This window comes from Streptomyces sp. NPDC006487 (genome assembly GCF_042870555.1).
Classification (GTDB): Bacteria; Actinomycetota; Actinomycetes; order Streptomycetales; family Streptomycetaceae; genus Streptomyces.
In genome coordinates this window covers 85,505-112,266 of the sequence record NZ_JBIAHN010000011.1, presented here as the reverse complement: position 1 = coordinate 112,266, position 26,762 = coordinate 85,505, and the positions used below count along the sequence as shown (strand labels likewise).

The 26,762-nt window shown below is 71.6% G+C and carries 26 protein-coding genes and 1 riboswitch; of the genes, 14 read left to right on the top strand and 12 right to left on the bottom strand.

The features are described from left to right. Nucleotides 1-11 precede the first annotated feature (11 nt). The gene (gene purH, locus ACFYM0_RS20390) at nt 12-1,592 is read left to right on the top strand and encodes a bifunctional phosphoribosylaminoimidazolecarboxamide formyltransferase/IMP cyclohydrolase (RefSeq protein WP_327257626.1); all 1,581 of its coding nucleotides are present in this window, start codon (nt 12-14) and stop codon (nt 1,590-1,592) included. 157 nt (nt 1,593-1,749) lie between these two features. Here the strand turns inward: purH and ACFYM0_RS20385 are convergent, their stop codons facing one another. Then, complete coding sequence (locus ACFYM0_RS20385; protein WP_388503225.1) at nt 1,750-2,400, bottom strand: hypothetical protein; 651 nt, start codon at nt 2,398-2,400, stop codon at nt 1,750-1,752. A 327-nt stretch (nt 2,401-2,727) separates the two neighbouring features. Between ACFYM0_RS20385 and ACFYM0_RS20380 the strand changes: the two genes are divergently transcribed. The 3 genes from ACFYM0_RS20380 to ACFYM0_RS20370 all read left to right on the top strand — a co-directional run bounded on the left by ACFYM0_RS20380 (nt 2,728) and on the right by ACFYM0_RS20370 (nt 5,230). Next, nucleotides 2,728-3,591, top strand: a complete 864-nt coding sequence (locus ACFYM0_RS20380; RefSeq protein ID WP_351438220.1) for a bifunctional methylenetetrahydrofolate dehydrogenase/methenyltetrahydrofolate cyclohydrolase — start codon at nt 2,728-2,730, stop codon at nt 3,589-3,591. Then, nucleotides 3,581-4,051 carry a DUF3017 domain-containing protein gene (locus ACFYM0_RS20375; RefSeq protein ID WP_388503222.1) on the top strand — a complete coding sequence of 157 codons (471 nt, stop codon included), beginning with the start codon at nt 3,581-3,583 and terminating at the stop codon, nt 4,049-4,051. The genes ACFYM0_RS20380 and ACFYM0_RS20375 overlap by 11 nt, the downstream gene beginning before the upstream one ends. Nucleotides 4,052-4,240: 189 nt before the next feature. Further along, nucleotides 4,241-5,230, top strand: a complete 990-nt coding sequence (locus ACFYM0_RS20370; RefSeq protein WP_388503220.1) for a malate dehydrogenase — start codon at nt 4,241-4,243, stop codon at nt 5,228-5,230. 151 nt (nt 5,231-5,381) lie between these two features. Here the strand turns inward: ACFYM0_RS20370 and ACFYM0_RS20365 are convergent, their stop codons facing one another. Next, nucleotides 5,382-5,870, bottom strand: coding sequence for a carboxymuconolactone decarboxylase family protein (locus ACFYM0_RS20365; RefSeq protein ID WP_388503218.1), 489 nt, complete (start codon nt 5,868-5,870; stop codon nt 5,382-5,384). A gap of 46 nt (nt 5,871-5,916) precedes the next feature. On the opposite strand from ACFYM0_RS20365, the gene ACFYM0_RS20360 reads away from it, so the two are divergent. Beyond that, the gene (locus tag ACFYM0_RS20360) at nt 5,917-7,311 is read left to right on the top strand and encodes a PLP-dependent aminotransferase family protein (protein ID WP_388503215.1); all 1,395 of its coding nucleotides are present in this window, start codon (nt 5,917-5,919) and stop codon (nt 7,309-7,311) included. A 170-nt stretch (nt 7,312-7,481) separates the two neighbouring features. Here ACFYM0_RS20360 and ACFYM0_RS20355 read toward each other — a convergent pair whose 3' ends face one another. Further along, nucleotides 7,482-8,309 (bottom strand): hypothetical protein, encoded by an 828-nt coding sequence (locus ACFYM0_RS20355; RefSeq protein ID WP_388503622.1) that lies wholly within the window; start codon nt 8,307-8,309, stop codon nt 7,482-7,484. Between the two features lie 115 nt (nt 8,310-8,424). Between ACFYM0_RS20355 and ACFYM0_RS20350 the strand changes: the two genes are divergently transcribed. Beyond that, complete coding sequence (locus ACFYM0_RS20350; RefSeq protein WP_327254560.1) at nt 8,425-8,736, top strand: hypothetical protein; 312 nt, start codon at nt 8,425-8,427, stop codon at nt 8,734-8,736. 6 nt (nt 8,737-8,742) lie between these two features. Further along, nucleotides 8,743-9,933, top strand: coding sequence for a glutathionylspermidine synthase family protein (locus ACFYM0_RS20345; RefSeq protein ID WP_388503211.1), 1,191 nt, complete (start codon nt 8,743-8,745; stop codon nt 9,931-9,933). A gap of 20 nt (nt 9,934-9,953) precedes the next feature. Here the strand turns inward: ACFYM0_RS20345 and rocD are convergent, their stop codons facing one another. Next, nucleotides 9,954-11,159 (bottom strand): ornithine--oxo-acid transaminase, encoded by a 1,206-nt coding sequence (rocD, locus tag ACFYM0_RS20340; RefSeq protein ID WP_388503208.1) that lies wholly within the window; start codon nt 11,157-11,159, stop codon nt 9,954-9,956. A gap of 109 nt (nt 11,160-11,268) precedes the next feature. Continuing rightward, nucleotides 11,269-11,359, top strand: a riboswitch (ZMP/ZTP riboswitch). A 35-nt stretch (nt 11,360-11,394) separates the two neighbouring features. Here rocD and glyA point away from each other — a divergent pair. From glyA to ACFYM0_RS20320, 4 genes are all read left to right on the top strand, one after another. Then, a complete protein-coding gene (gene glyA / locus ACFYM0_RS20335) occupies nt 11,395-12,678 on the top strand; it encodes a serine hydroxymethyltransferase (protein ID WP_388503206.1) in 1,284 nt (427 codons plus the stop codon). 407 nt (nt 12,679-13,085) lie between these two features. After that, the gene (trpS, locus tag ACFYM0_RS20330; RefSeq protein ID WP_388503204.1) at nt 13,086-14,099 is read left to right on the top strand and encodes a tryptophan--tRNA ligase; all 1,014 of its coding nucleotides are present in this window, start codon (nt 13,086-13,088) and stop codon (nt 14,097-14,099) included. A gap of 128 nt (nt 14,100-14,227) precedes the next feature. After that, complete coding sequence (locus ACFYM0_RS20325) at nt 14,228-14,851, top strand: 2'-5' RNA ligase family protein (protein WP_388503202.1); 624 nt, start codon at nt 14,228-14,230, stop codon at nt 14,849-14,851. Nucleotides 14,852-14,996: 145 nt separating this feature from the next. Further along, on the top strand, nt 14,997-16,049 hold the full coding sequence (locus tag ACFYM0_RS20320; RefSeq protein WP_388503200.1) for a YihY/virulence factor BrkB family protein: 1,053 nt from the start codon (nt 14,997-14,999) through the stop codon (nt 16,047-16,049). Here the strand turns inward: ACFYM0_RS20320 and ACFYM0_RS20315 are convergent. Further along, nucleotides 15,997-17,241 (bottom strand): D-alanyl-D-alanine carboxypeptidase family protein, encoded by a 1,245-nt coding sequence (locus ACFYM0_RS20315; protein ID WP_388503197.1) that lies wholly within the window; start codon nt 17,239-17,241, stop codon nt 15,997-15,999. The genes ACFYM0_RS20320 and ACFYM0_RS20315 overlap by 53 nt on opposite strands. Before the next feature lie 121 nt (nt 17,242-17,362). On the opposite strand from ACFYM0_RS20315, the gene ACFYM0_RS20310 reads away from it, so the two are divergent. The 3 genes from ACFYM0_RS20310 (at nt 17,363) to ACFYM0_RS20300 (ending at nt 20,794) form a co-directional block, all read left to right on the top strand. Next, the gene (locus ACFYM0_RS20310; protein ID WP_388503195.1) at nt 17,363-17,623 is read left to right on the top strand and encodes an SCO4848 family membrane protein; all 261 of its coding nucleotides are present in this window, start codon (nt 17,363-17,365) and stop codon (nt 17,621-17,623) included. Further along, nucleotides 17,620-19,104, top strand: a complete 1,485-nt coding sequence (locus ACFYM0_RS20305; RefSeq protein WP_388503193.1) for a metallophosphoesterase — start codon at nt 17,620-17,622, stop codon at nt 19,102-19,104. Before ACFYM0_RS20310 ends, ACFYM0_RS20305 begins: the two co-directional genes overlap by 4 nt. Nucleotides 19,105-19,237: 133 nt before the next feature. Beyond that, nucleotides 19,238-20,794: an ABC transporter substrate-binding protein gene (locus tag ACFYM0_RS20300; protein WP_388503620.1), complete on the top strand. Its 1,557-nt coding sequence runs from the start codon at nt 19,238-19,240 to the stop codon at nt 20,792-20,794. A 19-nt stretch (nt 20,795-20,813) separates the two neighbouring features. Here the strand turns inward: ACFYM0_RS20300 and ACFYM0_RS20295 are convergent, their stop codons facing one another. The 7 genes from ACFYM0_RS20295 to sdhA form a co-directional block, all read right to left on the bottom strand. After that, a complete protein-coding gene (locus ACFYM0_RS20295) occupies nt 20,814-21,572 on the bottom strand; it encodes a TetR family transcriptional regulator (protein ID WP_388503190.1) in 759 nt (252 codons plus the stop codon). A gap of 10 nt (nt 21,573-21,582) precedes the next feature. Beyond that, nucleotides 21,583-22,011 carry a thiol-disulfide oxidoreductase DCC family protein gene (locus tag ACFYM0_RS20290; RefSeq protein ID WP_388503617.1) on the bottom strand — a complete coding sequence of 143 codons (429 nt, stop codon included), beginning with the start codon at nt 22,009-22,011 and terminating at the stop codon, nt 21,583-21,585. Beyond that, nucleotides 22,008-22,430 carry a hypothetical protein gene (locus ACFYM0_RS20285; protein ID WP_266880714.1) on the bottom strand — a complete coding sequence of 141 codons (423 nt, stop codon included), beginning with the start codon at nt 22,428-22,430 and terminating at the stop codon, nt 22,008-22,010. Before ACFYM0_RS20285 ends, ACFYM0_RS20290 begins: the two co-directional genes overlap by 4 nt. A gap of 94 nt (nt 22,431-22,524) precedes the next feature. After that, a complete protein-coding gene (locus tag ACFYM0_RS20280; RefSeq protein WP_388503186.1) occupies nt 22,525-23,298 on the bottom strand; it encodes an alpha/beta fold hydrolase in 774 nt (257 codons plus the stop codon). Between the two features lie 57 nt (nt 23,299-23,355). Further along, nucleotides 23,356-23,970, bottom strand: coding sequence for a hypothetical protein (locus tag ACFYM0_RS20275; RefSeq protein ID WP_388503185.1), 615 nt, complete (start codon nt 23,968-23,970; stop codon nt 23,356-23,358). Nucleotides 23,971-24,224: 254 nt separating this feature from the next. After that, a complete protein-coding gene (locus tag ACFYM0_RS20270; protein ID WP_327254574.1) occupies nt 24,225-24,992 on the bottom strand; it encodes a succinate dehydrogenase iron-sulfur subunit in 768 nt (255 codons plus the stop codon). Then, nucleotides 24,992-26,746, bottom strand: a complete 1,755-nt coding sequence (gene sdhA, locus ACFYM0_RS20265) for a succinate dehydrogenase flavoprotein subunit (RefSeq protein ID WP_266880719.1) — start codon at nt 26,744-26,746, stop codon at nt 24,992-24,994. Before sdhA ends, ACFYM0_RS20270 begins: the two co-directional genes overlap by 1 nt. Nucleotides 26,747-26,762 lie beyond the last annotated feature (16 nt).

Below are 26,762 nucleotides of genomic sequence, written 5' to 3'. Positions count from 1 at the left end.
CCGCAGAGACCGTGACCGCAGAGGGCGAGGACCTCGCCGCGTCGAAGCGCCCGATCCGGCGCGCGCTCATCAGCGTCTACGACAAGACGGGACTGGAAGAGCTGGCCCGCGGTCTGCACGAGGCGGGTGTCGCGCTCGTCTCGACCGGCTCCACCGCCTCGAAGATCGCCGCCGCCGGGGTGCCCGTCACCAAGGTCGAGGAGCTGACCGGCTTCCCCGAGTGCCTGGACGGCCGGGTCAAGACCCTGCACCCGCGCGTGCACGCCGGCATCCTCGCCGACCTGCGCCTGGAGGACCACCGCAACCAGCTCGCCGAGCTGGGTGTCGAGCCCTTCGACCTGGTGATCGTCAACCTCTACCCGTTCCTCGCGACCGTCCAGTCGGGCGCGACCCCGGACGAGTGCGTGGAGCAGATCGACATCGGCGGCCCCTCGATGGTCCGCGCCGCCGCCAAGAACCACCCCTCGGTGGCCGTGGTCACCAGCCCGGCGCGCTACGACGCCGTGCTCGCCGCCGCCCAGGGCGGCGGTTTCGACCTCACCGCCCGCAAGCGGCTCGCGGCCGAGGCCTTCCAGCACACCGCCGCGTACGACGTGGCCGTCGCCTCCTGGTTCACGAACGCGTACGCGCCCGAGCCGGAGGCCGTACTGCCCGAGTTCCTGGCCGGCGCCTGGGAGCGCAAGTCCACCCTCCGCTACGGCGAGAACCCGCACCAGGCGGCCGCGCTCTACACGGACGGGCAGCCGGGCGGGCTCGCCAACGCCGAGCAGCTGCACGGCAAGGAGATGTCCTACAACAACTACGTGGACACCGACGCGGCCCGCCGCGCCGCCTACGACCACGAAGAGCCCTGCGTCGCGATCATCAAGCACGCCAACCCGTGCGGCATCGCGGTGGGCAAGGACGTCGCCGAGGCCCACCGCAAGGCGCACGCCTGCGACCCGGTCTCCGCCTTCGGCGGGGTCATCGCCGTCAACCGCCCGGTGAGCGTCGAGCTCGCCGAGCAGGTCGCGGAGATCTTCACCGAGGTCATCGTGGCCCCCGACTTCGAGCCGGGCGCCGTCGAGGTCCTGGCGAAGAAGAAGAACATCCGCGTCCTGAAGGTGGAGGGCCACCCGCACCAGCCGGGCGACCTCAAGCCCATCTCCGGCGGCGTGCTGCTCCAGCAGTCGGACGCCTTCCAGGCCGAGGGCGACGACCCGGCCAACTGGACCCTGGCCACCGGCGAGGCCCTCTCCGCCGACGAGCTCGCCGACCTCGCCTTCGCGTGGAAGGCCTGCCGCGCCGTCAAGTCCAACGCGATCCTGCTCGCCAAGGACGGCGCCTCGGTCGGCGTCGGCATGGGGCAGGTCAACCGCGTCGACTCCGCGAAGCTGGCCGTCGAGCGGGCGGGCGCCGAGCGCGTGCAGGGCTCGTACGCCGCCTCCGACGCCTTCTTCCCCTTCGCGGACGGTCTGGAGATCCTGACGGCCGCCGGCATCAAGGCCGTGGTCCAGCCGGGTGGTTCGATGCGCGACGAGCTGGTGATCGAGGCCGCGAAGGCGGCCGGCGTGACGATGTACCTCACCGGAACCCGCCACTTCTTCCACTGATTCGCCGATTCGCCGATTCGCCGAGTCACAGAGTCGCCGGGTCCGGCGCTCACCCGCATACGGCGAAGGCCGCGTACCGCAGCAGTGCGGTACGCGGCCTTCGCCGTACGCGGCACCGGTACGGGTACGGGTACGGGCGCTCGTGCCGGCGGCGGTCCTAGTACAGCGGGCGCTTGAAGTAGACGCCCGCGGCGGAGTTGGCCAGGCCGATGACGATCCACAGGCCCAGGGCCAGCGAGATGCCCGTGAGGATGGTCGACACCATGAACACCCCGATGCCGGCGTCGTGCAGGTTGCTGAGCGTCGCGAGGTTGACGAGCAGGCTGCCTCCGGCGAAGAGGGTCTGGATCGAGCCGAAGATGATGCCGGAGACCCGGACGCCGCCGCGGCCCTTGCCCAGCTTGGCGGCGGTCAGGATCGGCCACAGCGAGAAGCCGATGCAGACGATGCCGGCGATGACGAAGACGACGCTCAGAGCGGTGCCGGCGTCGCTCGACGAGTAGCTGGAGCCGGAGAACTCGGAGGCGAACACGCCTCCGATGACGACGACGGCCAGGCCGCCGAGAGCCTGGAGGATCCCGAGGATGTAGAGGATGACCCGGGCCCCCTTGACCCCGCCCGGCATCGGCATCGGCGAGCCCGGGTAGCCGGGGACGCCCGGGTAGGCCTGCTGCGGGTAGCCCTGCTGCGGATAGGCGTAGGCGCCCTGGGCCGGGATGCCCTGGGGGGCCTGCGGGGGGTAGCCGTAGGCCGGCTGGCCGCCCTGGGGCTGCTGCCCGTAGGGGTTGTTCGGGTCGCCGAAGCTCATCTGGGGTGTTCCTCCGTGGAAGTGCGGGGACGCACGGCACGCGCGGAGGATTCACTGCACGTCGTGCGGCCCGCCCCCCGGCACTGCCCGCGGCACTACTGATCCCCGCATCGTCGTCCGGCCGGACCGGGCTTGTCCAGCCGGGACACCGCCCTCCCGGCACTCGTTGTGCAAGTGCAACGAACCCGGAACGAACCCAGAACGAACCCAGAACGAACCCAGAACGAGGCCGGAACGAGGCCGGGAACGAGGCCGGACAGGCCCTGCGCGGCCCGCGGCCGGATCCGCGACTGGATCCTTGACCGCTCCATCCGGGAGGATGGGGCCATGACCGCCCAGATTCTCGACGGCAAGGCCACCGCAGCCGCGATCAAGTCCGAACTGACCGCCCGCGTGGCGGCGCTCAAGGCCCGGGGCATCACCCCCGGCCTCGGCACCCTGCTGGTCGGCGACGACCCGGGCAGCCGCTGGTACGTCAACGGCAAGCACAAGGACTGCGCCGAGGTCGGCATCGCCTCCCTCCAGCGCGAACTGCCCGCGACGGCCTCCCAGGAGGACATCGAGGAGGTCGTGCGGGAGCTGAACGCCAACCCGGAGTGCACCGGCTACATCGTGCAGCTCCCCCTCCCCAAGGGCATCGACACCAACCGCGTCCTGGAGCTCATGGACCCGGCGAAGGACGCCGACGGCCTGCACCCGATGTCACTCGGCAGGCTGGTCCTGAACGAGCCGGGTCCGCTGCCGTGCACCCCGTACGGGATCGTCCAGTTGCTGCGCCACCACGGCGTCGAGATCAACGGCGCGCACGTGGTCGTCCTCGGCCGCGGGATCACCGTCGGCCGGTCCATCGGCCTGCTGCTCACCCGCAAATCCGAGAACGCGACCGTCACCCTCTGCCACACCGGTACGCGCGACCTGTCCGGGCTGCTGCGCCAGGCGGACATCGTCGTGGCGGCGGCCGGTGTGCCGCACCTGGTCAAGCCGGAGGACGTGAAGCCGGGCGCGGCGGTGCTCGACGTCGGCGTCAGCCGCGACGAGAACGGCAAGATCGTCGGGGACGTGCATCCCGGGGTCGCGGACGTGGCCGGCTGGATCTCCCCGAACCCGGGCGGCGTCGGCCCGATGACCCGGGCCCAGCTGCTCGTCAACGTGGTCGAGGCGGCCGAGCGGACGGTTCCCCGTGCCGGCTGAACAGGAGCCGGAGCGCGGCACGGTCCCCGCGGCCGCTCCCGCCGGGGCAGTCGCCCCGGCGGAGCCCGAAGGGTCCAGGTCCCGCCGCTTCCCCTCCGTCACCCGGGACACCGCGCGTCCCGAGGGCGGCGGCCGGGCCGCGCCCGGCGACGCTCCGGCTCCGGCCCGGCAGTGGCCGATGCTGGCCGTCCTCGCCGCGACGGCGGCCGGACTGCTGCTCACCGCGGTGGGCCATCCGCGCGGCGGTTGCCTGCTCATCGGGATCGCGATGATCGCGGGTTCGGTGATGCGCCGGATGCTGCCCTCCGTGGGCATGCTCGCGGTGCGTTCCCGCTTCACGGACATGGTCACGTACGGCCTGCTGGGCGTGGCGATCACGCTGCTCGCACTGGTCATGGAACCCAAGCCGTGGCTCGACGTCCCCTTCCTGGAGACCGCGGTCCGTTTCACGGTCCGCTAGGCCTTCCGGAGCCCCGGGGGAGGCCCCGTGTGCCCCGCGCCACACGGGGCGGGGGATTGGGGTGCCCCAGGGTCGGATAGCCTGACGGCGGATGTCTCTTCACGTCAAGATTTACTGGGCCACGGAGCGGCGTCCTCCCAGCACATGGGGCAGGGACGCCCCACCGCCAGCTGTCTAACGGAGAAGGCCATGACCCGCACTCCCGTGAATGTCACCGTCACCGGCGCCGCCGGCCAGATCGGCTACGCGCTGCTCTTCCGCATCGCCTCCGGCCACCTGCTCGGCGCGGACGTGCCGGTCAAGCTCCGACTTCTGGAGATCCCTCAGGGCATGAAGGCCGCCGAGGGCACCGCCATGGAGCTCGACGACTGCGCCTTCCCGCTGCTCGCCGGCATCGACATCTTCGACGACGCCAACAAGGGCTTCGAGGGTGCCAACGTCGGTCTGCTCGTCGGCGCCCGCCCGCGCACCAAGGGCATGGAGCGCGGCGACCTGCTCTCCGCCAACGGCGGGATCTTCAAGCCGCAGGGCAAGGCGATCAACGACCACGCCGCCGACGACATCAAGATCCTCGTCGTGGGCAACCCGGCCAACACCAACGCGCTCATCGCGCAGGCCGCCGCCCCGGACGTGCCGGCCGAGCGCTTCACCGCGATGACCCGCCTGGACCACAACCGCGCGATCTCGCAGCTGGCCGCCAAGACCGGCGCCGCCGTCTCCGACATCAAGCGCCTGACCATCTGGGGCAACCACTCGGCGACCCAGTACCCGGACATCTTCCACGCGGAGATCGCCGGCAAGAACGCCGCCGAGCTGGTCAACGACCAGGCCTGGCTGTCGGACGAGTTCATCCCGACCGTCGCCAAGCGCGGTGCGGCGATCATCGAGGCCCGCGGCGCCTCCTCGGCCGCCTCGGCCGCCAACGCCGCCATCGACCACGTCCACACGTGGGTCAACGGCACCGCGGCGGGCGACTGGACCTCCATGGGCATCCCGTCGGACGGCTCCTACGGCGTCCCGGAGGGCATCATCTCCTCCTTCCCGGTCACCACCAAGGACGGCCGCTACGAGATCGTCCAGGGCCTGGACATCAACGAGTTCTCCCGTGCGCGCATCGACGCGTCCGTGGCGGAGCTCGTCGAGGAGCGCGACGCGGTGCGCGAGCTCGGCCTGATCTGACCGGTCGCGTACGGCCCGGCCGCGCAGGCCCCCGTACGAACGCGCGCGAACGCGTGCGGACCCGTGTGAACACCGAAACGCCCCGGCCGAACCAGGCCGGGGCGTTTGGCGTGCACGGCGGCCGGCCAGGGCCATGCGGTCTGCGGGCCGGCTACTTGTACATCCCCGGGGTGTAGTGACCCGGGGTCAGGCGGGTGGTGACGCCGATCCGGTTCCAGACGTTGATCGCGGCGATCAGGGCGATCACCTGGGCCAGTTCGTGCTCCTCGAAGTGGAGCGCGGCCCGCTCGTAGACCTCGTCGGGGACGAAGCCGTCGGTCAGGACGGTCACGGCCTCCGTCAGCTCGATGGCCGCGAGTTCCTTCTCCGTGTAAAAGTGCCGCGACTCCTCCCAGGCGCCGAGCAGCAGCAGCCGCTCCACGTCCTCGCCCGCCGCGAGGGCGTCCTTGGAGTGCATGTCGATGCAGAAGGCGCAGTGGTTGATCTGGGAGGCGCGCAGTTTGACGAGCTCGACCAGGGCGGGGTCCAGCCCCTTGGCCGCCGCCGCGTCCAGGGCCACGGCGGCCTTGTAGAACTCCGGGGCGAGCTTCGCCAGCTGCATGCGGGGGGTGTGCTCGGATGCCTTCTCGGTGTGGGTCATGGAACCAACCTACGATCCGGGCGGCCCGCCTATATGGTCCATATCCATGACAAATTCATGGGCCACTTCCGGAGCCGACCTGCATCTGGAACCGGTCCCCGGGCGCGGTGTCCGGGCCGGGCTCACGGAGGCGCTGCGCGAGGCCGCGCGCAGTGGGCGGCTGGCCCCGGGGGCCCGGCTGCCCTCCTCGCGGTCGCTCGCCGCGGACCTCGGGATCGCCCGCAACACCGTCGCCGAGGCCTACGCCGAACTCGTCGCCGAAGGCTGGCTGACGGCCCGCCGGGGCTCCGGGACCCGGGTCGCGGAGCGGGCCCGGCTACGGCGTCCCGCGGCGGCCGTGCCCGTACGGCGCCCCGTGCGCGCGCAGACCTCGTACAGCCTGAAGCCCGGTTCCCCGGACCTGGGCGGCTTCCCGCGCGCCGCCTGGCTGGCGGCGGCCCGGCGAGCGCTGACCGAGGCCCCGAACGAGGCCTTCGGGTACGGGGACCCGCGCGGCCGGGTGGAGCTGCGCGAGGTGCTCGCCGGGTACCTGGCGCGGGCCCGCGGGGTGTACGCGGACCCCGAACGCATCGTGCTGTGCGCGGGCTTCGGCCAGGGCCTGACGCTGCTCGCGAGGATGCTGCGGGCGCGCCGGGTCCGGGAGGTCGCGGTGGAGGGGTACGGGCTGGACGTGCACCGGGAGCTGCTGACCGGCGCCGGGCTGCGGACGCGGCCGCTGGCGGTGGACGGTTCCGGGGCACGCACCAGCGAGCTGGCCGGTACGGGCGCGGGGGCGGTCCTGCTGACGCCGGCCCACCAGTTCCCGACGGGCGCGGCGCTGACGCCCGGGCGGCGGGCGGCGGCGGTGGACTGGGCCCGGTCCACGGGCGGGCTGATCCTGGAGGACGACTACGACGGGGAGTTCCGCTACGACCGCCAGCCGGTGGGCGCGCTCCAGGGGCTGGACCCGGACCGGGTGGTGTACCTGGGCACGGCGAGCAAGTCCCTGGCGCCGGGGCTGCGCATGGGCTGGATGGTGGTGCCCGGGCCGCTGATGGACGAGGTGCTCGCGGTGAAGGGCCGGACCGACTGGAGCTCCGGCGCGCTGGACCAGCTGACGCTCGCGGAGTTCATCCGGTCGGGGGCGTACGACCGGCACGTGCGGGAGATGCGGCTGCGCTACCGGCGGCGGCGCGACGAGCTGGTGGCGGCCGTCGGGGACCGTGCGGAGGTCTCCGGCATCGCCGCGGGCCTGCACGCGGTCCTGGACCTTCCGCCGGGCGGCGAACGGGCGGCCCTGCGGGCGGCCGCCTGGCAGGACCTGGGGCTGCTGCCCCTGTCGTTCTTCCGGCATCCGGCGGCGGTCATGCCTCCGCGCGAGGCCCTGGTCGTCGGCTTCGGGACTCCGCCCCAGAGCGCGTGGGCGCCGACCCTCGCCGCCCTGGTCGCTGCGCTCCCGTGAGGAGGACCGGGGGTTGCCGATGCCGGGCGTGCCCGGGGCGGGGCGGCCCGGGCACCGGCAGGCACGCGGCCCTGCGGGGCTGGGTCCCCTACCCGCCCTTCGCCCGTTCCCCGGGCGCTGCGCGGACCCCGGTCCTCAAACGCCGGACGGCTGAAATGGACCGGCGCTGCTCAGGGAGCCGGCTCCGCCGGGGGTTCGCCGAAGCGGGCCAGGGCCAGGGCTCCGGCCACGGCGATCAGGAAGCCCGCCACCGCCAGCCAGGTCAGGCCCTCGCGGGTGCGGTCGCCCAGCCAGGCCACGCCCACCACCGCCGGCCCGATCGTCTCGCCCAGTACCAGCCCGGCGGTCGCCGCCGTCACGGAGCCCCGCTGGAGCGCCGAGGTGAGCAGCAGGAACGCGGCGCCACCGCCGAGCAGCAGCGCGTAGAACGCCGGGTTGGACAGGGCGGAGAGCGAGATGTCGTCGATGAGCCGGACCGCCACCTCCACCACGCCGAAGCCCGTCCCGGCGGCCAGACCCAGCGTCAGGGCCCGGCTGCGGTCCGGCAGACCGCCCGCCACGGCCCCGACCACCAGTACCAGTCCGGCCACCGCCAGCAGCCCCAGCTTCAGCGCGAGCGTGCCCTTGCCGGAGCCCTCTTCCCCGGATGCCAGCCCGAGCATCACCAGCCCCGCGCACACCACGCCGACCGCGCCCCACTCCGTCCCGCTCAGCCGCACCCGCAGCAGCCGCGCCGCGACGACCGCGGTCACCGCGAGGCTGGCCGCGAGGGCCGCGCCGACCGCGTAGATCGGGATGTGCCGCAGGGCGATGATCTGGAGGACGAAGCCGATCCCGTCCAGCCCGAGCCCGGCGAGATAGCGCCACTGACGCAGCGCCCGCAGGAGGAGCGCGGCGTCGACCCCGGAGCCCGTCCCCGGCACCGTCGCCCGCGTCGCCACTGCCTGCAGGACCGACGCCGTGCCGAAGCAGATCGCCGCACCGAGCGCGCAAATCATCCCAATGAGCACGAACCGACTCTAGGTCACGGATCCCACGTCGGCCGGATTCCGTCGGCCGGGGCGGCCGTTCTAGTCTGTGCGCAGCCGGCCACCCAGGGGGAGCGAACAGTCCATGGACAGCAGCAGCACCGACACCACGCGCACCAAGCGCCGCATGCGCTCGGGCACCGTCGCCCTCGGCGGCATGGGCCTGCTCGCCGCGGCCCTGGTGGCCTGCGGGAGCAGCAACGAGCCCGACAAGCGCTGCGCGGACCGCGCCACCCTGGAGAAGCTGAACTCCAAGGAGTGCAAGAGCGGCGGCCGCGGCGCCTACTACTACGGCGGCAGCGTCGCGAAGAACAAGGTCAGCGGAGGCAGCTTCGACAAGTCCGCCGTCACCCGCGGCGGCATCGGCGGCAGCCACAAGAGCTCCTCGGGCGGCTGATCCAGCGTGAAGCGCCACACCATCGAGCCCCGCCCCGACTGGCAGAAGACCGTCGAGGAGCAGGGGCTGATCTACCCCCTGACCCGCTACCCCGACGACTCCCTGCGCCCCTACTGGGACGAGAGCGCGTACTACTCCTTCAGCCTCCCCGAGGTCGAGGCGCTGGAGAACGTGGTCGAGGAGCTGCACGCCATGTGCCTGGCGGCGGCGCAGCACATAGTCGACCACGACCGCTTCGCCGACCTCGGGATCACCGACCCGAAGCTCGCCGCGCTGATCGCCGAGTCCTGGCGGCGCCGCGCCGAACAGCCCTCGCTCTACGGCCGCTTCGACCTGCGCTACGACGGCAGCGGCAGCCCCGCCAAGATGCTGGAGTACAACGCCGACACGCCCACCTCCCTCGTGGAGGCGGCCAGCCCGCAGTGGTTCTGGATGGAGGAGCGCTTCCCCGGCGCCGACCAGTGGAACTCCCTCCACGAGCGGCTCGTGGACGCCTGGCGGCGCCAGGCGGAGCTGCTGCCGCCCGGCCCGGTGCACTTCGCGCACTCCGAGACCGACGAGCTCGGCGAGGACCTGATGACGGTCGCCTACCTCCAGGAGACCGCCGAGCAGGCCGGCATCGACACGCGTGAGCTGTCGGTGGAGCGGATCGGCTGGGACTCCCTGTCCGGCCGGTTCGTGGACGAGAAGCTCGGCTTCATCCGCGCGATCTTCAAGCTCTACCCGTGGGAGTGGCTGGCCACCGACGAGTTCGCCCCGCAGGTCCTCGGCACGTACGACCACGGCGGCGGCTCCGGCACCACCGCCTGGATAGAGCCGCTGTGGAAGATGCTGCTTTCCAACAAGGCGCTGCTGGCGGTCCTGTGGGAGCTCTTCCCGGAGCACCCGAACCTGCTGCCCGCCTACCTGGACGGCCCGCGCGAGCTCGCCACCACCACCGGCTACGCGGCGAAGCCGCTGCTGGGCCGCGAGGGCGCGGGCGTCACCCTGCACCCGGTCGGCGGCGAGCCGTTCGCACCGGAGGAGGACGAGACGTACGTCTTCCAGGGCCTCGCCCCGCTGCCCGACTTCGACGGCAACCGGGTGGTGCTCGGCGCGTGGGTCGTCGAGGACGAGTCGGCGGGCCTCGGCATCCGGGAATCGGCGGGGCCGGTCACGGACGAGTACGCCCGCTTCCTGCCCCACGTCATCCTCTAGCGGCCGTCGGGCAGGGGCCGTCAGGCGCCGAGGACCGACCTGAGCTGGTCAAGCCCCCAGTCCAGGTCCTCCTTGGAGATCACCAGCGGCGGCGCGATCCGGATGGTCGAGCCGTGGGTGTCCTTGACCAGCACGCCGAGCTCCATCAGCTTCTCGGAGATCTCCCGGCCGGTGCCGCGCGACGGGTCGATGTCCACGCCCGCCCACAGCCCGCGGCCCCGTACGGCGGTCACCGCACCGCCGCCGACCAGCAGGTTCAGCTCCCGGTGCAGGTGGTCGCCGAGCTCGGTGGCGCGCTGCTGGTACTCGCCGGTGCGGAGCATCGCGATGACCTCCAGGGCGACGGCGCAGGCCAGCGGGTTGCCGCCGAAGGTGGAGCCGTGCTCGCCCGGCCTGAACACGCCGAGCACGTCGCGGTCGGCCACCACCGCCGACACGGGCACGACCCCGCCGCCCAGCGCCTTGCCGAGGATGTACACGTCCGGGACCACGTCCTCGTGCTCGCACGCGAAGGTCCTGCCGGTGCGGCCCAGGCCCGACTGGATCTCGTCGGCCATGAACAGGACGTTCCGCTCGCGCGTCAGTTCCCGTACGCCCCGCAGGTATCCGGCCGGCGGCACGAGTACGCCGGCCTCGCCCTGGATCGGCTCCAGGAGCACGGCGACGGTGTTCGAGGTGACGGCGGAGGCGAGCGCGGTGAGGTCCCCGTACGGGACGATCTCGAAGCCGGGGGTGTACGGGCCGAAGTGGTCGCGGGCCTCGTGGTCGGTGGAGAACGACACGATGGTCGTCGTCCGGCCGTGGAAGTTGTCGGCGGCCACCACGATCTTGGCGTGCCCGTCCGGTACGCCCTTGACCTCGTACCCCCACTTGCGGGCGGTCTTCACCGCCGTCTCCACGGCCTCCGCGCCCGTGTTCATGGGCAGCACCGCCTCCTTGCCGCACAGTGCCGCGAGCTCGGTACAGAAGTCCGCGAAGCGGTCGTGGTGGAAGGCGCGGGAGGTCAGGGTGACCCGCTCCAGCTGGGCGCGGGCGGCGTCGAGCAGGCGGCGGTTGCCGTGGCCGAAGTTCAGGGCGGAGTAGCCCGCGAGCATGTCGAGGTAGCGGCGGCCCTCCACGTCGGTCATCCACGCGCCCTCCGCGGTGGCGACGACGACGGGCAGGGGGTGGTAGTTGTGCGCGCTGTGCGCGTCGGCGGAGCGGATGGCATCAGCAGTTGTCGACACGGGGTCTCCGATCGTCCGTCAAGCCGGTGACGAGGGTGGCGTCACCTTCCATCCTCGCTCGAATGCCGGACGGAGAAACCTTTCTTGCGGCGTGCCCGCTAAGGTGTCGGACACGCACGGCGACTGGCGCACGGAGAACCAACTCCGGGGGAGCCGTGCGCGCACGACCGCATACAGGGCCGCTCGCCTGGGCCTCGCGGGGACGAGACCTGACATCGACCCCGGAGGAGCCGCCATGAGCGCGAACCACCACCCCCCGTACCGCCACCCCGCCCTGCTCGCGACCGACCCCGAGCTGGCGTCCTTCGTCGCCGCCGAGGAAACCCTCCAGGCGGAGACCCTGCGCCTGATCCCGAGCGAGAACTACGTGTCCGCGGCCGTGCTGGAGGCCTCCGGCACCGTGCTGCAGAACAAGTACAGCGAGGGCTACCCGGGCCGCCGCTACTACGAGGGCCAGCAGAACATCGACCGCATCGAGGCGCTGGCCGTGGAGCGGGCGAAGGGCCTCTTCGGCGTCGACCACGCCAACGTGCAGCCCTACTCCGGCTCGCCCGCCAACCTCGCGGTCTACCTGGCCTTCGCCGAGCCCGGCGACACGGTGATGGGCATGGCGCTGCCGATGGGCGGGCACCTGACGCACGGCTGGGGGGTCTCGGCGACGGGCTCCTGGTTCCGCGGCGTGCAGTACGGGGTCCAGGCCGAGACCGGGCTCATCGACTACGACGCCGTACGGGACCTCGCGCTGGCGGAGCGGCCCAAGCTGATCTTCTGCGGCGGCACGGCGCTCCCGCGCACGATCGACTTCGAGGCGTTCGCGTCGATCGCGAAGGAGGCGGGCTCGGTCCTGGTCGCCGACGTGGCGCACATCGCCGGCCTGATCGCGGGCGGGGCGCACCCCTCCCCGGCGGGTCACGTGGACGTGATCTCCACGACCACGCACAAGACCCTGCGCGGCCCGCGCGGCGCGATGCTGATGTGCCGCGAGGAGCACGCGAAGGCCATCGACAAGGCGGTCTTCCCGGGCCTCCAGGGCGGCCCGCACAACCAGACGACGGCCGGCATCGCCGTGGCCCTCCACGAGGCGGCGCAGCCTTCGTTCGTGTCGTACGCGCACGCGGTCGTGGCCAACGCGAAGGCGCTGGCCGCGGCGCTGCTGGAGCGGGGATTCGACCTCGTCTCCGGCGGTACGGACAACCACCTGATCCTGATCGACCTCACCGGGAAGTCGGTGTCCGGCAAGATCGCGGCGAAGGCGCTGGACCGGGCCGGGATCGTCGTGAACTACAACACGGTGCCGTTCGACCCGCGCAAGCCGTTCGACCCGTCGGGGATCCGGATCGGCACGCCGTCGCTGACCTCGCGGGGGCTTCGCGCGGAGCACATGCCGGTGGTCGCCGACTGGATCGAGCGTGCGGTCGCCGCTGCGGCGAAGGGTGACGAGCCGGCCCTGGGCGCCATCCGCGCCGAGGTCGCCGACCTCATGGCCGCCTTCCCGGCCCCGGGCCTCCCCGTCGCCTGACCCCCCCCGGGTGGGGGCCGGTCCCTGCGGGGCCGTCCCCTACCCGCCCTTCCACCGTTCCCCGGGGCTCCGCCCCGGACCCCGCGCCTCAAACGCCGGCGAGGCTGGAATTGCCCTGCGGGCAATCCAGCTCCGGCCAGGCAAAATCCAGCCCCTCCGGCGTTTGAGGAGCGGGGGTCCGGGGGCTGGCCCCCGTGCAACGGCGCGGTACGGGCACGATGGCGCCCGGCACATCCAGCCCCGACAGGTGCCGGGAGGAACGGAAAGCGGTCGCTCGGCCGAGGCAAGATCCGGACGGGCCGCTACCGTCCGGTACCCGTGGCAGGGCCGGGCGGACCCGGGGGGACCCGCCGGGTTCCGGCCAGCGGCGGGGCCGAGCCCGGTGTCACACCTGAGAGAATGGCGCCATGGCTTCTGATCGTCCTCGCGCGCTCTCCGGCATCCAGCCCACCTCCGGTTCGTTCCACCTCGGGAACTATCTCGGAGCCATCCGGCAGTACGTCGCCCTTCAGGAGACGCACGACGCCTTCTACATGGTCGTCGACCTGCACGCGATCACCATGCCGCAGGATCCGAAGGATCTCCGCGCGAACACCCGGCTCTCCGCCGCGCAGCTCCTCGCCGCCGGCCTCGACCCCGAGCGCTGCACGCTCTTCATCCAGAGCCACGTGCCCGAGCACGCGCAGCTCGGCTGGGTCATGAACTGCATCACCGGCTTCGGCGAGGCGAGCCGGATGACCCAGTTCAAGGACAAGTCCGCCAAGTCGGGCGCCAACAACGCCACCGTCGGCCTGTTCACGTACCCGATCCTCCAGGTCGCCGACATCCTGCTCTACCAGGCGAACGCCGTCCCCGTCGGCGAGGACCAGCGTCAGCACATCGAGCTGACCCGCGACCTGGCCGAGCGCTTCAACCAGCGCTTCGGGCAGACCTTCACCCTCCCCTCGGCGCACATCGTCAAGGAGGTCGCGAAGATCTACGACCTCCAGGACCCGGCGATCAAGATGTCGAAGTCGGCTTCTTCGCCCAAGGGCCTGATCAACCTCCTCGACGAGCCCAAGGCCACCGAGAAGAAGATCAAGAGCGCCGTGACCGACACCGAGGCCGTGGTCCGTTTCGACGCCGCGACCAAGCCCGGCGTCAGCAACCTGCTCACGATCTACTCCACCCTCACGGGCGAGTCCATCCCCGCGCTCGAGGCCGCGTACGAGGGCAAGGGCTACGGCGCGCTCAAGACCGATCTGGCCGGCGTGATGGTCGATTTCGTCACACCGTTCAAGCAGCGCACCCAGGAGTACCTGGACGATCCGGAGACCCTGGATTCCCTGCTGGCCAAGGGCGCGGAGAAGGCCAGGGCGGTCGCCGCGGAGACCCTGGCGCAGGCGTACGACCACCTCGGTTTTCTCCCCGCGAAGCACTGACGGGGACCGAAGAGAAAGAGGGCCCTGGCGATCTGGGGGGTGCTGCCGCCACACTGGGGCGGCAGCACTCGTGCGACGCACATGCGGAGCACAGACCACGCACAGGACTACAAGCGGAGGAGAGCTACGTGGGGACCGTAACGCTCGGCGTTTCGATCGCGGTCCCGGAGCCGTACGGCAGCAGCCTTCAGGAGCTGCGCGCGGGCTTCGGGGACGCCGCCGCCCACGGCATTCCCACGCACGTCACCCTCGTACCGCCGACGGAGGTGGCCGCGGACCGGCTGCCCGAGATCCGCGCCCACCTGGCCGCGGTCGCGGCCGCCGGCCGCTCCTTCGTGATGCGGCTGGCCGGCACGGGCACCTTCCGTCCCCTCTCGCCGGTGGTCTTCGTCCAGGTCGTGGAGGGCGGCTCCGGCTGCACCCGGCTCCAGGGCCAGGTCCGCGACCCGGACGGGCCGCTCAGCCGGGAGCTCTCGTTCCCTTACCACCCGCACGTCACGGTCGCCCACGGGATCTCCGAGGAGGCGATGGACCTGGCGTTCGCCGCCCTCGCCGACTACGCGGCGGAGTGGGTCTGCTCCGGGTTCGCCCTCTACGAGCAGGGCTCGGACGGGGTCTGGCGCAAGCTGCGCGAATATCCGTTCGGCAACGGGGCAAGCGGTGGGGCGAGCGCCGTTCCGGCGCAGCTCGGCTCGGCGACGGACAACAGTGCGGCGGCAGCCGCGGGCGAGGCGACCGTACGCCGCTCCTGACGCAGGAACCGGAACCGGAAACCGATCCTTCGCAGGACCAGGGCATGGAACGGCCGAGCCGTCGGGCGAAAAGTCACAATCGACGACCGTAGTCCCCAAAAGTGGCAATCCCGGCTATTTACGACAGCTCATTTACGGTGACCGTATGGACTGGCTGACGAAACTCCCGCTGATCGGGCCTCTGGTGTCCGCCCTGATGCGGACCCACCTGTGGCGTTCGTACCAGCGGCTCGACCGCGTGCACTGGAGCCGGCTCGCCGCGGCCATCACCTTCATCAGCTTCCTGGCCCTCTTCCCGCTGATCACCGTGGCCGCCGCGATCGGCGCCGGACTGCTCACCCAGGACCAGCTCGACCGGCTCCAGAAGAACCTCGCCGAGCAGGTCCCCGGCATCTCCGACCAGCTCGACATCAACGCCCTCGTCGCGAACGCGAGCACGGTCGGCCTGATCGCCGCCGCCGTACTCCTCTTCACCGGCATCGGCTGGATCACCTCGATGAGGGACTGCCTGCGCGCGGTGTGGGAGAAGGACGACGAGGACGAGGGCAACCCCTTCGTCCGTAAGGGCAAGGACGCACTCGTCCTCATCGGCCTCGGCGGCGTCGGCCTGGCCTCGGCCGCCGCGTCGATCTTCGGCTCCAGCGCGGTCGGCAAAGCCGGTGACTGGCTGGGCGTCCCCCGCGACGGCGCCGGCGGCGGCCTGCTGCGGGGCGGGGCCTTCCTCGTCGGAGTCGTGGCCGCCTTCCTGCTCCTGCTCTACGTCCTGACCCTGCTCCCCGGCGTCGAACCGCCCCGCCGCCGCCTGATCGAGGCGGCCCTCCTCGGCGCGGCCGGCTTCGAACTGCTCAAGCTGCTGCTCAGCGGCTACATGCGGGGGGTCGCCACGAAGAGCATGTACGGGGCCTTCGGCGTGCCGATCGCGCTGCTGATCTGGATCAACCTCACGGCGAAACTGCTGCTGTTCTGCGCGGCGTGGACCGCGAGCCGCGACGATGCCGACGGGGACGGCGCGGAAGACCCGGAGCCGGGCCGTGAGCCCGCCGCGGAGCCCGGCCGTGAGCCCGCCGCGGCGCCCGACCGCGAGTCCGGCCCCGCGCCCGACCGCGAGTCCGGCCCGGCGCCCGGCCGTGGGTCCGCCGGCTCCGCTACGCCCGGCCGCGAGCCCGGCGGCCGCGCCCCCGCGGCCAGCGCCGGTTGACGGCGTAGGCCCCGCCGGCCACCACCGCCAGCACCCCGCCCGCCACGCCGAGGGCGGTACCGACCCCGCCGCCGGAGCCCGCACCGGACGCCGACGGGTTGTTCTCGTGGGACTGGGCCGGGGAGCCGTGGGAGGTGGTGTCCGCGCTCTTCGGCGGCACCAGTTCGCCCACCGGCTTGACCTTCCCGCTCGCCGCGAAGCCCCAGTCGAGCAGGTCGGCGGTCTCCTCGTACACGGAGTTGGCGCCGCCGGTCCCCGGGTTCATCACCGTGACCAGCAGCTTCTTGTCCCCGCGCTGGGCGGCTCCGGTGAAGGTGGAGCCGGCCATCGTGGTGTTGCCGTTCTTCACCCCGGCGATGCCCTTGTAGGGGGAGAGGCCGCCGGCGCCGGTCATCAGCCGGTTGGTGTTCTGGATCTCGAAGGTCTCGCGCGGCTTCCCCGGCTCCTGCCGGCCGGGGAACTTCGCGCTGGCCGTGCCGCAGTACTCCCGGAAGTCCTGCTTCTGCAGACCGGAGCGGGCGATGAGGGTGAGGTCGTAGGCGCTGGAGACCTGGCCCGGAGCGTCGTAGCCGTCCGGGGAGACCACGTGGGTGTCCAGGGCCTGGAGCTCCTCGGCGTGCGCCTGCATGTCCTTGACGGTCTTCTCGACGCCGCCGTTCATGGCCGAAAGCACGTGGACGGCGTCGTTGCCGGAGCGCAGGAACACCCCCAGCCACAAGTCGTGGACGCTGTACTCGGCGTCCTCCTTGATGCCCACCAGGCTGGAGCCGGAACCGACCCCGTCCAGCTCCTGGTCGGTGACCTTGTGGACCTGGTCCTTGGGCAGACCCGGCAGCACGGTGTCGGCGAAGAGCATCTTCATGGTCGAGGCCGGGGGGAGCCGCCAGTGCGCGTTGTGCGCGGCGAGGATCTCGCCGGTCTCGGCGTCGGCCACGATCCACGAACGGCCCGTCAGGTTCGCGGGCAGTGCCGGCGCGCCGGGCAGCAGGTTGACCTGCGTGCCGGGCTGCCCGAGCGCCGAGCCGCCGACCGTGGACATCGAGGCGGGCGGCGCCGGGGCCTTGCGCGGCTGCCCCTTCCCGTCCACCGGTGGCGTGGGCGCGGCGAATGCGGGCGGGGCCAGCAGTGCCGGGACCAGCAGGGCGGGCAGCGCGGCGGAAAGGACCGTCAACGCGGTCTTCTTGGCAGACACGCAGGTGAAAGTACATCCCGATGCTGTGCTTAGCGGCACGGACCGGCCAACCCGCCGCAACCACCGCCGGGACAGCCCACCCCGGCGCGTCCGTCCTGGGGAGGAAACCGATACTGGGCTCATGAGACTCAGCCGCGCCGCTTCCTGGTTCCTGCTCGCCTTCGGAGTGTGGAGCTGGTTCATCTGGGTGTCTTTCGTCCGGAACCTGTGGAAGGACGGCAGCGGTCTGGCCTTCGACGACGCGGGGGACCCGACCACGTACTTCTGGGTCCACCTTCTCCTGGCGGTGGCGTCCTTTCTCCTGGGGACGGCCGTCGGAGTGATCGGGTTGCGCGGGGTGCGGGCGCTGCGGCGTGAATCACGTGCGGAGGCGGGCGCGTGACGATCGTCCTCTTCGCGGTCGTGGCCCTGCTGGTCCTGACCCTCCTGGTGCTGGTGCACCGCTGGCTCTGGATCCGCCTGGTCCGCGACACCACCACCCCCGGCGGCGCGATCCGCCGCACCGGCACCGCCCTGGCCTTCGCGCTCCCGCTCCTGTCCGTGGCCGCCCTCGTGGCGGGCCGCGCGGGAGCCCCCTTCTGGCTGGAGCGCACGGTCGCCTGGCCGGGCTACCTGTGGCTGGCCGTCCTGCTCTACCTCTCCCTGGCCATGCTGGTGGCCGAGCCGGTCCGAGCGATCTGGCTCCGCCGGCAGAACGGGCCCACGGCCCGGGCCGCCTCCGCGGGCGCGGCCCGGCCGGGCTCCGGGGCAGAGCCCGACAGCACCCCGGCCACCACGGGCGCGGCCCCGGTGAGCTCCGGGGCGGAGCCCCACTCCACCCCCACCCCCGCTCCGGGGTCCGGGGCGGAGCCCCGGTTTCGGGAAGGGGCGGGGAGGGGAACCGCGCCGCAGGCCACTCTCGAGGCCACCGCCGAGCCCGCGGCCCCGGCCGGGCAGCACGCCACGGCGGCCGACCCGGCGACTGCCGACCCGGCGGAGGCCGGCACCGCAGCGGCGCCCAGCCCGACCGGGCCCAGCCCGACCGAGTCCACCCCGACGGGCGTCAGCCGCCGCCGCTTCGCGCGGATCGTGGCCGGCACGGCCGCCGCCGCCACGGCCGGCACCGTCGGCCACGGCACGTACGGAGTCCTCCGCGGCCCCCGCGTCAAGCGGGTCCAGGTCCCCCTGGCGAAGCTCCCCCGCGCGGCCCACGGCTTGCGCATCGCCGTGGTCAGCGACATCCACCTCGGCCCGATCCTGGGCCGCGCCCACACCACCCGCATCGTCGACACGATCAACCGCACGCAGCCCGACCTCATCGCCATCGTCGGCGACCTCGTCGACGGCAGCGTCCACGACCTCGCCCCCGCCGCCGAACCGCTCCGCGGCCTTCGCGCGCGCCACGGCTCGTACTTCGTCACCGGCAACCACGAGTACTTCTCCGGCGCCCGGCAGTGGGTCGACCACGTCCGCGAGCTCGGCCTCACGCCCCTGGAGAACGCCCGCCGCGAGCTCCCGTACTTCGACCTCGCCGGGGTCAACGACATCGCGGGCGAGAGCGAGGGCCAGGGCCCCGACTTCCAGGCGGCGCTCGGCGACCGGGACCGCGCCCGCAGCGCCGTACTCCTCGCCCACCAGCCGGTGGTCATCGACGAGGCCGTCCGGTACGGGGCCGACCTCCAGCTCTCCGGCCACACCCACGGGGGCCAGCTCTGGCCCGGCGAGTACGTGGCCGAGCTCGCCAACCCCACCGTCGCCGGGCTGGAGCGCTACGGCGACACCCAGCTGTACGTCTCGCGCGGTGCGGGTGCCTGGGGGCCGCCGGTCCGGGTCGGCGCACCGTCGGACATCACAGTCGTCGAACTCGCCTCATATCAGGCCTGAACCGTCCGAACCTCCAACGCCACGCCACAAATCGGCCTTCCCGAGGCCGAAATTCCGTGATGGGATGTGACCGATAATCGGATAACGGGTCGCGGACTTCGGTGTGCGCCCACGTGGGGTGGAGTCAAGGATGTTGCGGTCTGTCCGCTCGAAAGCCATCGCGGCCGGGCTGGTCCTCGGCGTCGCCGGCGTCGCCACCTGGCAGTTGCTGCCGCAGACGGCCGGCGGCGGGGAGCCCATCCGCGTCGGCACGAGCGACGTGGTCTCCTCCCTCGACCCCGCAGGCGCGTACGACGCGGGCTCCTGGGCCCTGTTCAGCAACGTCTACCAGTCGCTGCTGACGATCAGGCCCGGCGCGGACGCGCCGGTGCCCGACGCGGCCTCCGCCTGCAACTTCATCGACAACAAGCTCACCACGTACCAGTGCGAGCTGCGCTCGGACGTGAAGTTCTCGTCCGGCCGGGCGATCACCGCCGAAGACGTGAAGTACTCCTTCGACCGGATCAAGGCGATCAACTCCGACCAGGGTCCGGCGCCGCTGTTCAACACCCTGGAGTCGGTCCAGGCCGAGGGCCGCACCGTCACCTTCGCCCTCTCCGCCGGGGACGCCACCTTCCCGTTCAAGATCGCGACGGGCGCCGCCTCGATCGTGGACAAGGACAAGTACCCGGCCAAGGCCCTGCGCGAGGGCGAGGAGGTCGACGGCTCCGGCCCCTTCACCCTCGACGGCTACACGGCCGGCGCGAGCGCCGAGCTCAAGCCCAACACCTCGTACAAGGGCCAGGGCAAGATTTCCAAGAGCCCGGTCACCGTGAAGTACTTCAAGGACTCCGCGCAGCTGGAGCAGGCCTGGACCGACCGCGGGATCGAGGTCGCCCACCGCGACATGCCCCCGGCGGTCCTGGCCGGCCTGAACCCGGGCCTGGAGGACACCCGGTACCAGGCCTCGGGCGGTACGGAGATCCGCAGCATGGTCTTCGACCTCCGCCCCGGCTCCCCGGTGGCCCAGCCGGCCGTCCGCCAGGCCGTCGCCGCGGTCGTGGACCGGGCCAAGGTCGCGACCGAGGTCTACAAGGGCACCGTCACCCCGCTCTACTCGCTCGTCCCGGCGGGCATCGCCGCCCACAGCACGCCGTTCTTCGACGCCTGGCCCTCGCCGAACGGGCTCACCGCGAAGAAGCTGCTCAAGGACGCCGGGATCACCACCCCGGTCGCGATCACCCTCGGGGTCAACGTGCGCGGCGCGAGCGTCGCCGAGGCCGAGGAGCTGAAGGCGCAGCTGGAGTCCACCGGCCTCTTCCGGCTGACCATCAAGCAGGTCGAGAAGTGGAGCGACTTCCAGAAGGCCTACGCGGCGGGCGACTTCGACGCCTACACCATCGGCTGGATCGCCGACTTCCCTGACGCGGACAACTTCCTCGCCCCGCTCGTCGGCGCCGACAACTCGATGAACAACGGCTACTCCGACAAGGCCGTCGACGACCTCATCACCCGTACCCAGTCCTTCTCGGACCGCGCCGCCGCCGCCAACGACTTCCGCGACCTGCAGAAGCTGGTCGCGCAGCAGGTCCCGATGATGCCGATCTGGCAGAAGAAGGACTACGTGATGTCCCGGGAGGCCGTCGCCGGCGCCCAGTACCTCTCGGACGGCACCGGCGTGTGGCGGCTGTGGGAGCTCAACTGGCTGTAGGACCCGCCTGCGGACCCGCTCACGAGCCCACCTCCGGGCCTTCCTCCGGCCCCGCATCGGGGTCGGAGGCCCGCTTGCGGCCCGGACGGGACACGGCCGACTGGGCCATGCCCGGCAGGAAGTCCGTGAACAGCTCGTGCACTTCGCGCACCAGCGGCCGCAGCACCCGGAACCGGGCCAGGATGATGCCCCGCGTCGTGAGCTGCGCCCCGCGCTGTGCGAGCTTGCGGGTCTTCTCGCTGTCCGGGGAGCGGTCGAAGACCCAGTAGAGGACCAGGCCCATCTGCGAGAGCCACATCAGCTCCGGCAGTACGTCGGCCAGTTCGTCGGGCACCTTGGTCTTGGCCCCGGCCAGCACCTCGCGGTGCATGTCGATCGCCTGCTTGCGGGCCGCCTCCGACTCCGGGGAGAACGGGCTGAGCGGACTTTCGGGGTCCGCGGCGTTCTTGAAGAACTGCGAGGCGAACTCGTGGTACGGCGCGGCGATGTCCAGCCAGCTGGTCAGTACGCCCGCGAGCCGCTTCTGCAGATCGGTCTCCTGGTCCAGGATCGGCCGGACCGCCGCCAGGTGGGCGGCGCCGATCCGGTCGTAGAAGCCCTGGACCAGGTGTTCCTTGGACTCGAAGTAGTAGTAGGCGTTGCCGACCGATACTCCGGCCTCCTTGGCGATACCGCGCATCGTCGTCTTGTCGAAGCCGCGCTCCTGGAAGAGGCGGAGCGCGGTTTCGAGGATGAGCGTGCGGGTCTGCTCGCTCTTGGGAGCCTTCTGATCAGTCACGGTCCCGAGCCTATCGGGGAGCGGAACAGCGGTCGTCACAGGCCGGTTCCCCGTCGTCCGCCGGGGAGCCGGTCCGAACCGCCTCGCGCCAGGTGGAGGCGGTGTACATGGCCGCCCTCGCGAAGGGCCGGCCGGCCGGGGTGGCCAGCCAGTTCGCCTTCGGCCGGTGCTCGGCCAGCGCCCACAGGCAGACGATGAAGGCGTCCGTCCCCCGCCACACCTGTCCGGAGTCGCCGATGACGGTGATCTCCTTCAGCGTCGAGGCGTGGTCGAGCCGCGGGTACCGCCCCCGCGCCTCGGCGGAGGCCGCGGGGACGAGCCGGAGCGGTACGAGCTGTCGCTGGCCGAGCAGCCAGTGCCGGATGTGCACGCAGAGCGGGCAGTTCGCGTCGTAGAGCACCGTCAGGTGCCGGGTCGCCGCGGTGGTCACGGGGATCAGGCCCCGGTGGGCGCGGTCCACCCCTGGGGTGCGGTCCACCCCTGGGGGGCGACCGGCGGGGTCCCCTGACGCTCCATGATTCCCCGGCGGCGCATCTTGTTCAGCACCCAGACGTTCCCGAGGTGCATGAAGCCGAGGACCAGGAGTACGACTCCGAGCTTGACCGACAGGGCCTCGAAGAGCCCGCGGGCCGCGACGATCTCCTCGGCCGACCGCAGGTAGAGGGTCACGAAGCCGATGTTGACGAGGTAGAAGCCGACCACGAGGAGCTGGTTGACGGCGTCGGCGAGCTTCTCGTTCCCCTGGAGGACGTCGCCGATGAAGACGCGGCCGTTGCGGCTGAGCGTGCGGGCCACCCAGACGGTGAGTCCGATGCTGATGAGCAGGTAGATGACGTACGCGACCACGGTGAGGTCCATTGCCCTCAGCCCCCTTGAACGTGTTCAACTGCTGACGGCACTGACTGTAGACCTCTTTTTGAACAGGTTCAAGCGAATGGCGCGCCGGGCTCGGTCAGTGTCCCGGGAGGACCGCCTCGAGCAGGAAGGGCAGCAGCAACCGCGTGATCTCCTCCGGGCGTTCGAGGGAGGGGAGGTGGCCGGCCCAGGGAAGCTCCACGTGGACGGCGCCGGGTATCAGGGAGGGGAGCTCGGCGGGGACGTCCCGGAAGTCGGGGATGTCGTGCGCCCCGCCGACGGCGAGGACGGGGGCGGTGACGGCGGCCGGCTCGAAGGCGGGTTCGGCGAGCTCGTGGTCCCCGTCGGCGGCCAGGGCGCCCCGCAGGTTCCCGAGCTGCATGGCCCGTACGAGGGCGTGCGCGGCCTCGTCGGCGTCCGGGCCGAGCCACTGGCGGGCGTTGAGCCCGGCCGCGCCCTCCAGGTCGCCCGCGTCCAGCAGGGCGGCCTCGGCGGCGTTGAAGGCGAGCAGTGCGGGGCCGCGCCGCTGCGCGGGCCGGGCGGGGCAGAGCAGGGCCAGCGCGCTCACCAGTTCAGGACGCAGCGCGGCCAGCGTCAGCGCGACCCGCCCGCCGTAGGAACTGCCGACGAAGGCGGCCCGCCGGATCCCGAGGTGCTCCAGCAGCTCCCGTACGTCCCCGTGGTCGCTGTACGGGGCCTCGGCGGCGGGCGAGTCCCCGCAGGTCCGGAAGTCCGGCCGGACCACCCGGAACCCGGCCGCGAGCAGCGGCTGCCACTGCGGCTCCCACATTCGCCGGTCGCACACGGAGGAATGGAGCAGTACGACGGCCGGCGCGTCGGCGGGCCCGTCCACATCATGAGAAATGATCATGCCGCGATCTTCCGCGACGGGACCCCCGGCCCGCCACCGGGTTCCGCCCGGCCGGACTCACATGCTCAGCGCACGCGCCTGGTTGAGCTGGCTCATGACCCACATGTACGTGCCCGGGTCCACCGCGGGGATCATCGTGGAGTGGTGGCGGCCGGCGCTGTTCACGGTGATCTGGATGTAGCCCGTCGTGCGGCGCTCCTTCATCAGGAGGAAGAGCAGGCCGAGCAGGCAGAAGATGAAGAAGATGACGGCCAGGACGATCGCGTGCGCCGGGATCTTCTCCTCCGTCCGCGAGAAGTCCGTGGCGTTCCAGATCGCGCCCCTGAGCGGCATCGGGCCCGACGGGGTGATGATCTGGTCGCCGGCGATGGTGATGTCGCCGAGGGAGAGCCCCGCGGAGCCTGCGGGGTAGCCCATGGGGGGCGGACCCGGGGTCCCCATGGGGGGCGTGGTGGGGCCGGCCGGGGCGGGGATGCCCGCGCCGGCGATGGTCGGCTGGTAGGCGGGGGGCTGCGGATAGCCGTAGCCCGGCTGGTCCGGTCCCGGGGGCGGGTAGCCGTAGCCGGGCTGCGGCGGGTAGCCGTAGTTCGGCTGTCCCGGAGTGGTGTTGTAGTCCCCCTGGCCACCCGCGCCGGGATCGCTCTTGTACGGGTTGGGCTGCTGCTCGCTCATGCGGCCGATAATTCCACAGTCGCGCAGGGGCCCGTAGGGCGGTTGCCGGTGCCCGCCTCGATCTCCGGGCGCGGGGAGCGTGATGTTCGTCCGGGGGCGGGCGTCATCGAAGATCCGTTCGTACCGGCCGAGTTGATCCGAGGGTCCCACGGCGAAGGCCCCGCCCCCGCACGGAAAGGATCCGGAGGGGGTGGGGCCTCGGTGCCCGCCGGCCTCTGATGAGACCGGCGGACGGAGTACGGCGCGTCGAAAGGCTAGAAGCGGCGGGTGATCAGTGCCCGCTTCACTTCCTGGATGGCCTTCGTGACCTCGATGCCTCGCGGGCACGCGTCGGTGCAGTTGAAGGTCGTGCGGCAACGCCACACGCCGTCCTTGTCGTTCAGGATCTCCAGGCGCTGCTCGCCCGCCTCGTCGCGCGAGTCGAAGATGAAGCGGTGCGCGTTGACGATCGCCGCCGGGCCGAAGTACTGGCCGTCGTTCCAGAACACCGGGCACGAGGACGTGCACGCGGCGCACAGGATGCACTTGGTGGTGTCGTCGAAGCGCTCGCGGTCCTCGGCGGACTGCAGGCGCTCGCGCGTCGGCTCGTTGCCCTTGGTGACCAGGAACGGCATGACGTCCCGGTACGCCTGGAAGAAGGGCTCCATGTCGACGACGAGGTCCTTCATCACCGTCAGGCCCTTGATGGCCTCGACCGTGATCGGCTTCTCCGGGTTGATGTCCTTGATCAGCGTCTTGCAGGCGAGCCTGTTCTTGCCGTTGATCCGCATCGCGTCGGAGCCGCAGATGCCGTGCGCGCACGAGCGACGGAAGGTCAGCGTGCCGTCGAGCTCCCACTTGATCTTGTGGAGACCGTCGAGCACGCGCTCCTTCGGGTCGATCTCGATCTGGAAGTCCTGCCACTGCGACTCGTCCGAGATCTCGGGGTTGAAGCGGCGGATCCGGAACGTGACCGTGATGAAGGGCGAGGCCGCGGCCGCGGCCTCCATCGCGTCCGTCTTGGACAGGGTCGGGGTGGCCATCAGTACTTACGCTCCATCGGCTGGTAGCGGGTGACGACGACCGGCTTGTAGTCCAGGCGGACGGAGTCCTTGCCGTCGTCGCCGACCTCGCGGTACGCCATGGTGTGGCGCATGAAGTTGACGTCGTCGCGGTTCGGGTAGTCCTCGCGGTAGTGACCGCCGCGGGACTCCTTGCGCGCCAGCGCGGACACGGCCATGACCTCGGCCAGGTCGAGCAGGTTGCCCAGCTCGATGGCTTCCAGCAGGTCCGTGTTGAAGCGCTTGCCCTTGTCCTGGACGGACACGTTCAGGTAGCGCTCGCGCAGCTCCGCGATCTTCTCGACCGCGGTCTTGATCGTCTGCTCGGTGCGGAACACCATCACGCAGGCGTCCATCGTCTCCTGGAGCTCCAGGCGAAGGTCCGCGACCCGCTCGTTGCCCGTGGAGTTGCGCAGCCGCTCGACCTGGTCGATGACCTGCTGCGCCGGGTTCTCGGGCAGCTCGACGTAGTCGTGGGCGTGGGCGTACGCGGCCGCCGCGATGCCCGAGCGCTTGCCGAAGACGTTGATGTCCAGCAGCGAGTTGGTGCCCAGGCGGTTCGCGCCGTGCACCGATACGCACGCGACCTCGCCGGCCGCGTACAGGCCCGGGACGACGGTGGTGTTGTCCATGAGGACCTCACCCTCGACGTTCGTCGGGATGCCGCCCATGGCGTAGTGCGCGGTGGGCTGGATCGGGATCGGGTCCGTGTACGGCTCGATGCCCAGGTACGTGCGCGCGAACTCGGTGATGTCCGGGAGCTTCGCGTCGAGCTGCTCCGGCGGCAGGTGCGTCAGGTCCAGGTACACGTGGTCACCGGCGGGACCGCAGCCGCGGCCCTCACGGATCTCGGTGTAGATGGAGCGCGAGACGACGTCACGGGACGCGAGGTCCTTCATGACCGGCGCGTACTTCTCCATGAAGCGCTCGCCGTCCTTGTTGCGGAGGATGCCGCCCTCACCGCGGGCGCCCTCCGTCAGCAGGATGCCCATGCGCCAGATGCCCGTCGGGTGGAACTGGAAGAACTCCATGTCCTCCAGCGGCAGGCCGCGGCGGTAGCAGGCCGCCTGGCCGTCACCCGTGAGGGTGTGCGCGTTGGAGGTCACCTTGAAGAACTTGCCGGTGCCGCCGGAGGCGTAGATGACGGACTTCGCCTGGAACACGTGGATCTCGCCGGTGGCGAGCTCGTACGCGACCACGCCGGCCGACTTCTTGACGCCGTCCTCCTCGACCAGGAGCTGGTCCAGGACGTAGAACTCGTTGAAGAACTCCACGCCCTCCTTGACACAGTTCTGGTAGAGGGTCTGGAGGATCATGTGACCGGTGCGGTCCGCGGCGTAGCAGGACCGGCGGACCGGCGCCTCGCCGTGGTTGCGGGAGTGCCCGCCGAAGCGGCGCTGGTCGATGGTGCCGTCCGGGGTGCGGTTGAACGGCAGGCCCATCTTCTCGAGGTCGAGGACCGCGTCGATGGCCTCCTTCGCCAGGATCTCGGCGGCGTCCTGGTCGACCAGGTAGTCACCGCCCTTGACCGTGTCGAAGGTGTGCCACTCCCAGTTGTCGTCCTCCACGTTGGCGAGCGCGGCGGCCATGCCGCCCTGCGCGGCGCCCGTGTGGGAGCGGGTGGGGTACAGCTTGGTCAGCACGGCGGTGCGGCTGCGCTTCGTCGACTCGATGGCGGCGCGCATGCCTGCGCCGCCCGCCCCGACGATGACGGTGTCGTACTTGTGGATCTTCATTGGTTTCGCCTCAGCC

Coding starts and splice junctions, on each gene's coding strand:
- ACFYM0_RS20385 (WP_388503225.1), bottom strand. CDS start 2,400: ATGAGCTTCGGCGACCCGAACAACCCCTACGGGCAGCAGCCCCAGGGC.
- ACFYM0_RS20380 (WP_351438220.1), top strand. CDS start 2,728: ATGACCGCCCAGATTCTCGACGGCAAGGCCACCGCAGCCGCGATCAAG.
- ACFYM0_RS20370 (WP_388503220.1), top strand. CDS start 4,241: ATGACCCGCACTCCCGTGAATGTCACCGTCACCGGCGCCGCCGGCCAG.
- ACFYM0_RS20365 (WP_388503218.1), bottom strand. CDS start 5,870: ATGACCCACACCGAGAAGGCATCCGAGCACACCCCCCGCATGCAGCTG.
- ACFYM0_RS20360 (WP_388503215.1), top strand. CDS start 5,917: ATGACAAATTCATGGGCCACTTCCGGAGCCGACCTGCATCTGGAACCG.
- ACFYM0_RS20355 (WP_388503622.1), bottom strand. CDS start 8,309: ATGATTTGCGCGCTCGGTGCGGCGATCTGCTTCGGCACGGCGTCGGTC.
- ACFYM0_RS20350 (WP_327254560.1), top strand. CDS start 8,425: ATGGACAGCAGCAGCACCGACACCACGCGCACCAAGCGCCGCATGCGC.
- glyA (WP_388503206.1), top strand. CDS start 11,395: ATGAGCGCGAACCACCACCCCCCGTACCGCCACCCCGCCCTGCTCGCG.
- trpS (WP_388503204.1), top strand. CDS start 13,086: ATGGCTTCTGATCGTCCTCGCGCGCTCTCCGGCATCCAGCCCACCTCC.
- ACFYM0_RS20320 (WP_388503200.1), top strand. CDS start 14,997: ATGGACTGGCTGACGAAACTCCCGCTGATCGGGCCTCTGGTGTCCGCC.
- ACFYM0_RS20310 (WP_388503195.1), top strand. CDS start 17,363: ATGAGACTCAGCCGCGCCGCTTCCTGGTTCCTGCTCGCCTTCGGAGTG.
- ACFYM0_RS20285 (WP_266880714.1), bottom strand. CDS start 22,430: ATGGACCTCACCGTGGTCGCGTACGTCATCTACCTGCTCATCAGCATC.
- ACFYM0_RS20280 (WP_388503186.1), bottom strand. CDS start 23,298: ATGATCATTTCTCATGATGTGGACGGGCCCGCCGACGCGCCGGCCGTC.
- ACFYM0_RS20275 (WP_388503185.1), bottom strand. CDS start 23,970: ATGAGCGAGCAGCAGCCCAACCCGTACAAGAGCGATCCCGGCGCGGGT.
- ACFYM0_RS20270 (WP_327254574.1), bottom strand. CDS start 24,992: ATGGCCACCCCGACCCTGTCCAAGACGGACGCGATGGAGGCCGCGGCC.
- sdhA (WP_266880719.1), bottom strand. CDS start 26,746: ATGAAGATCCACAAGTACGACACCGTCATCGTCGGGGCGGGCGGCGCA.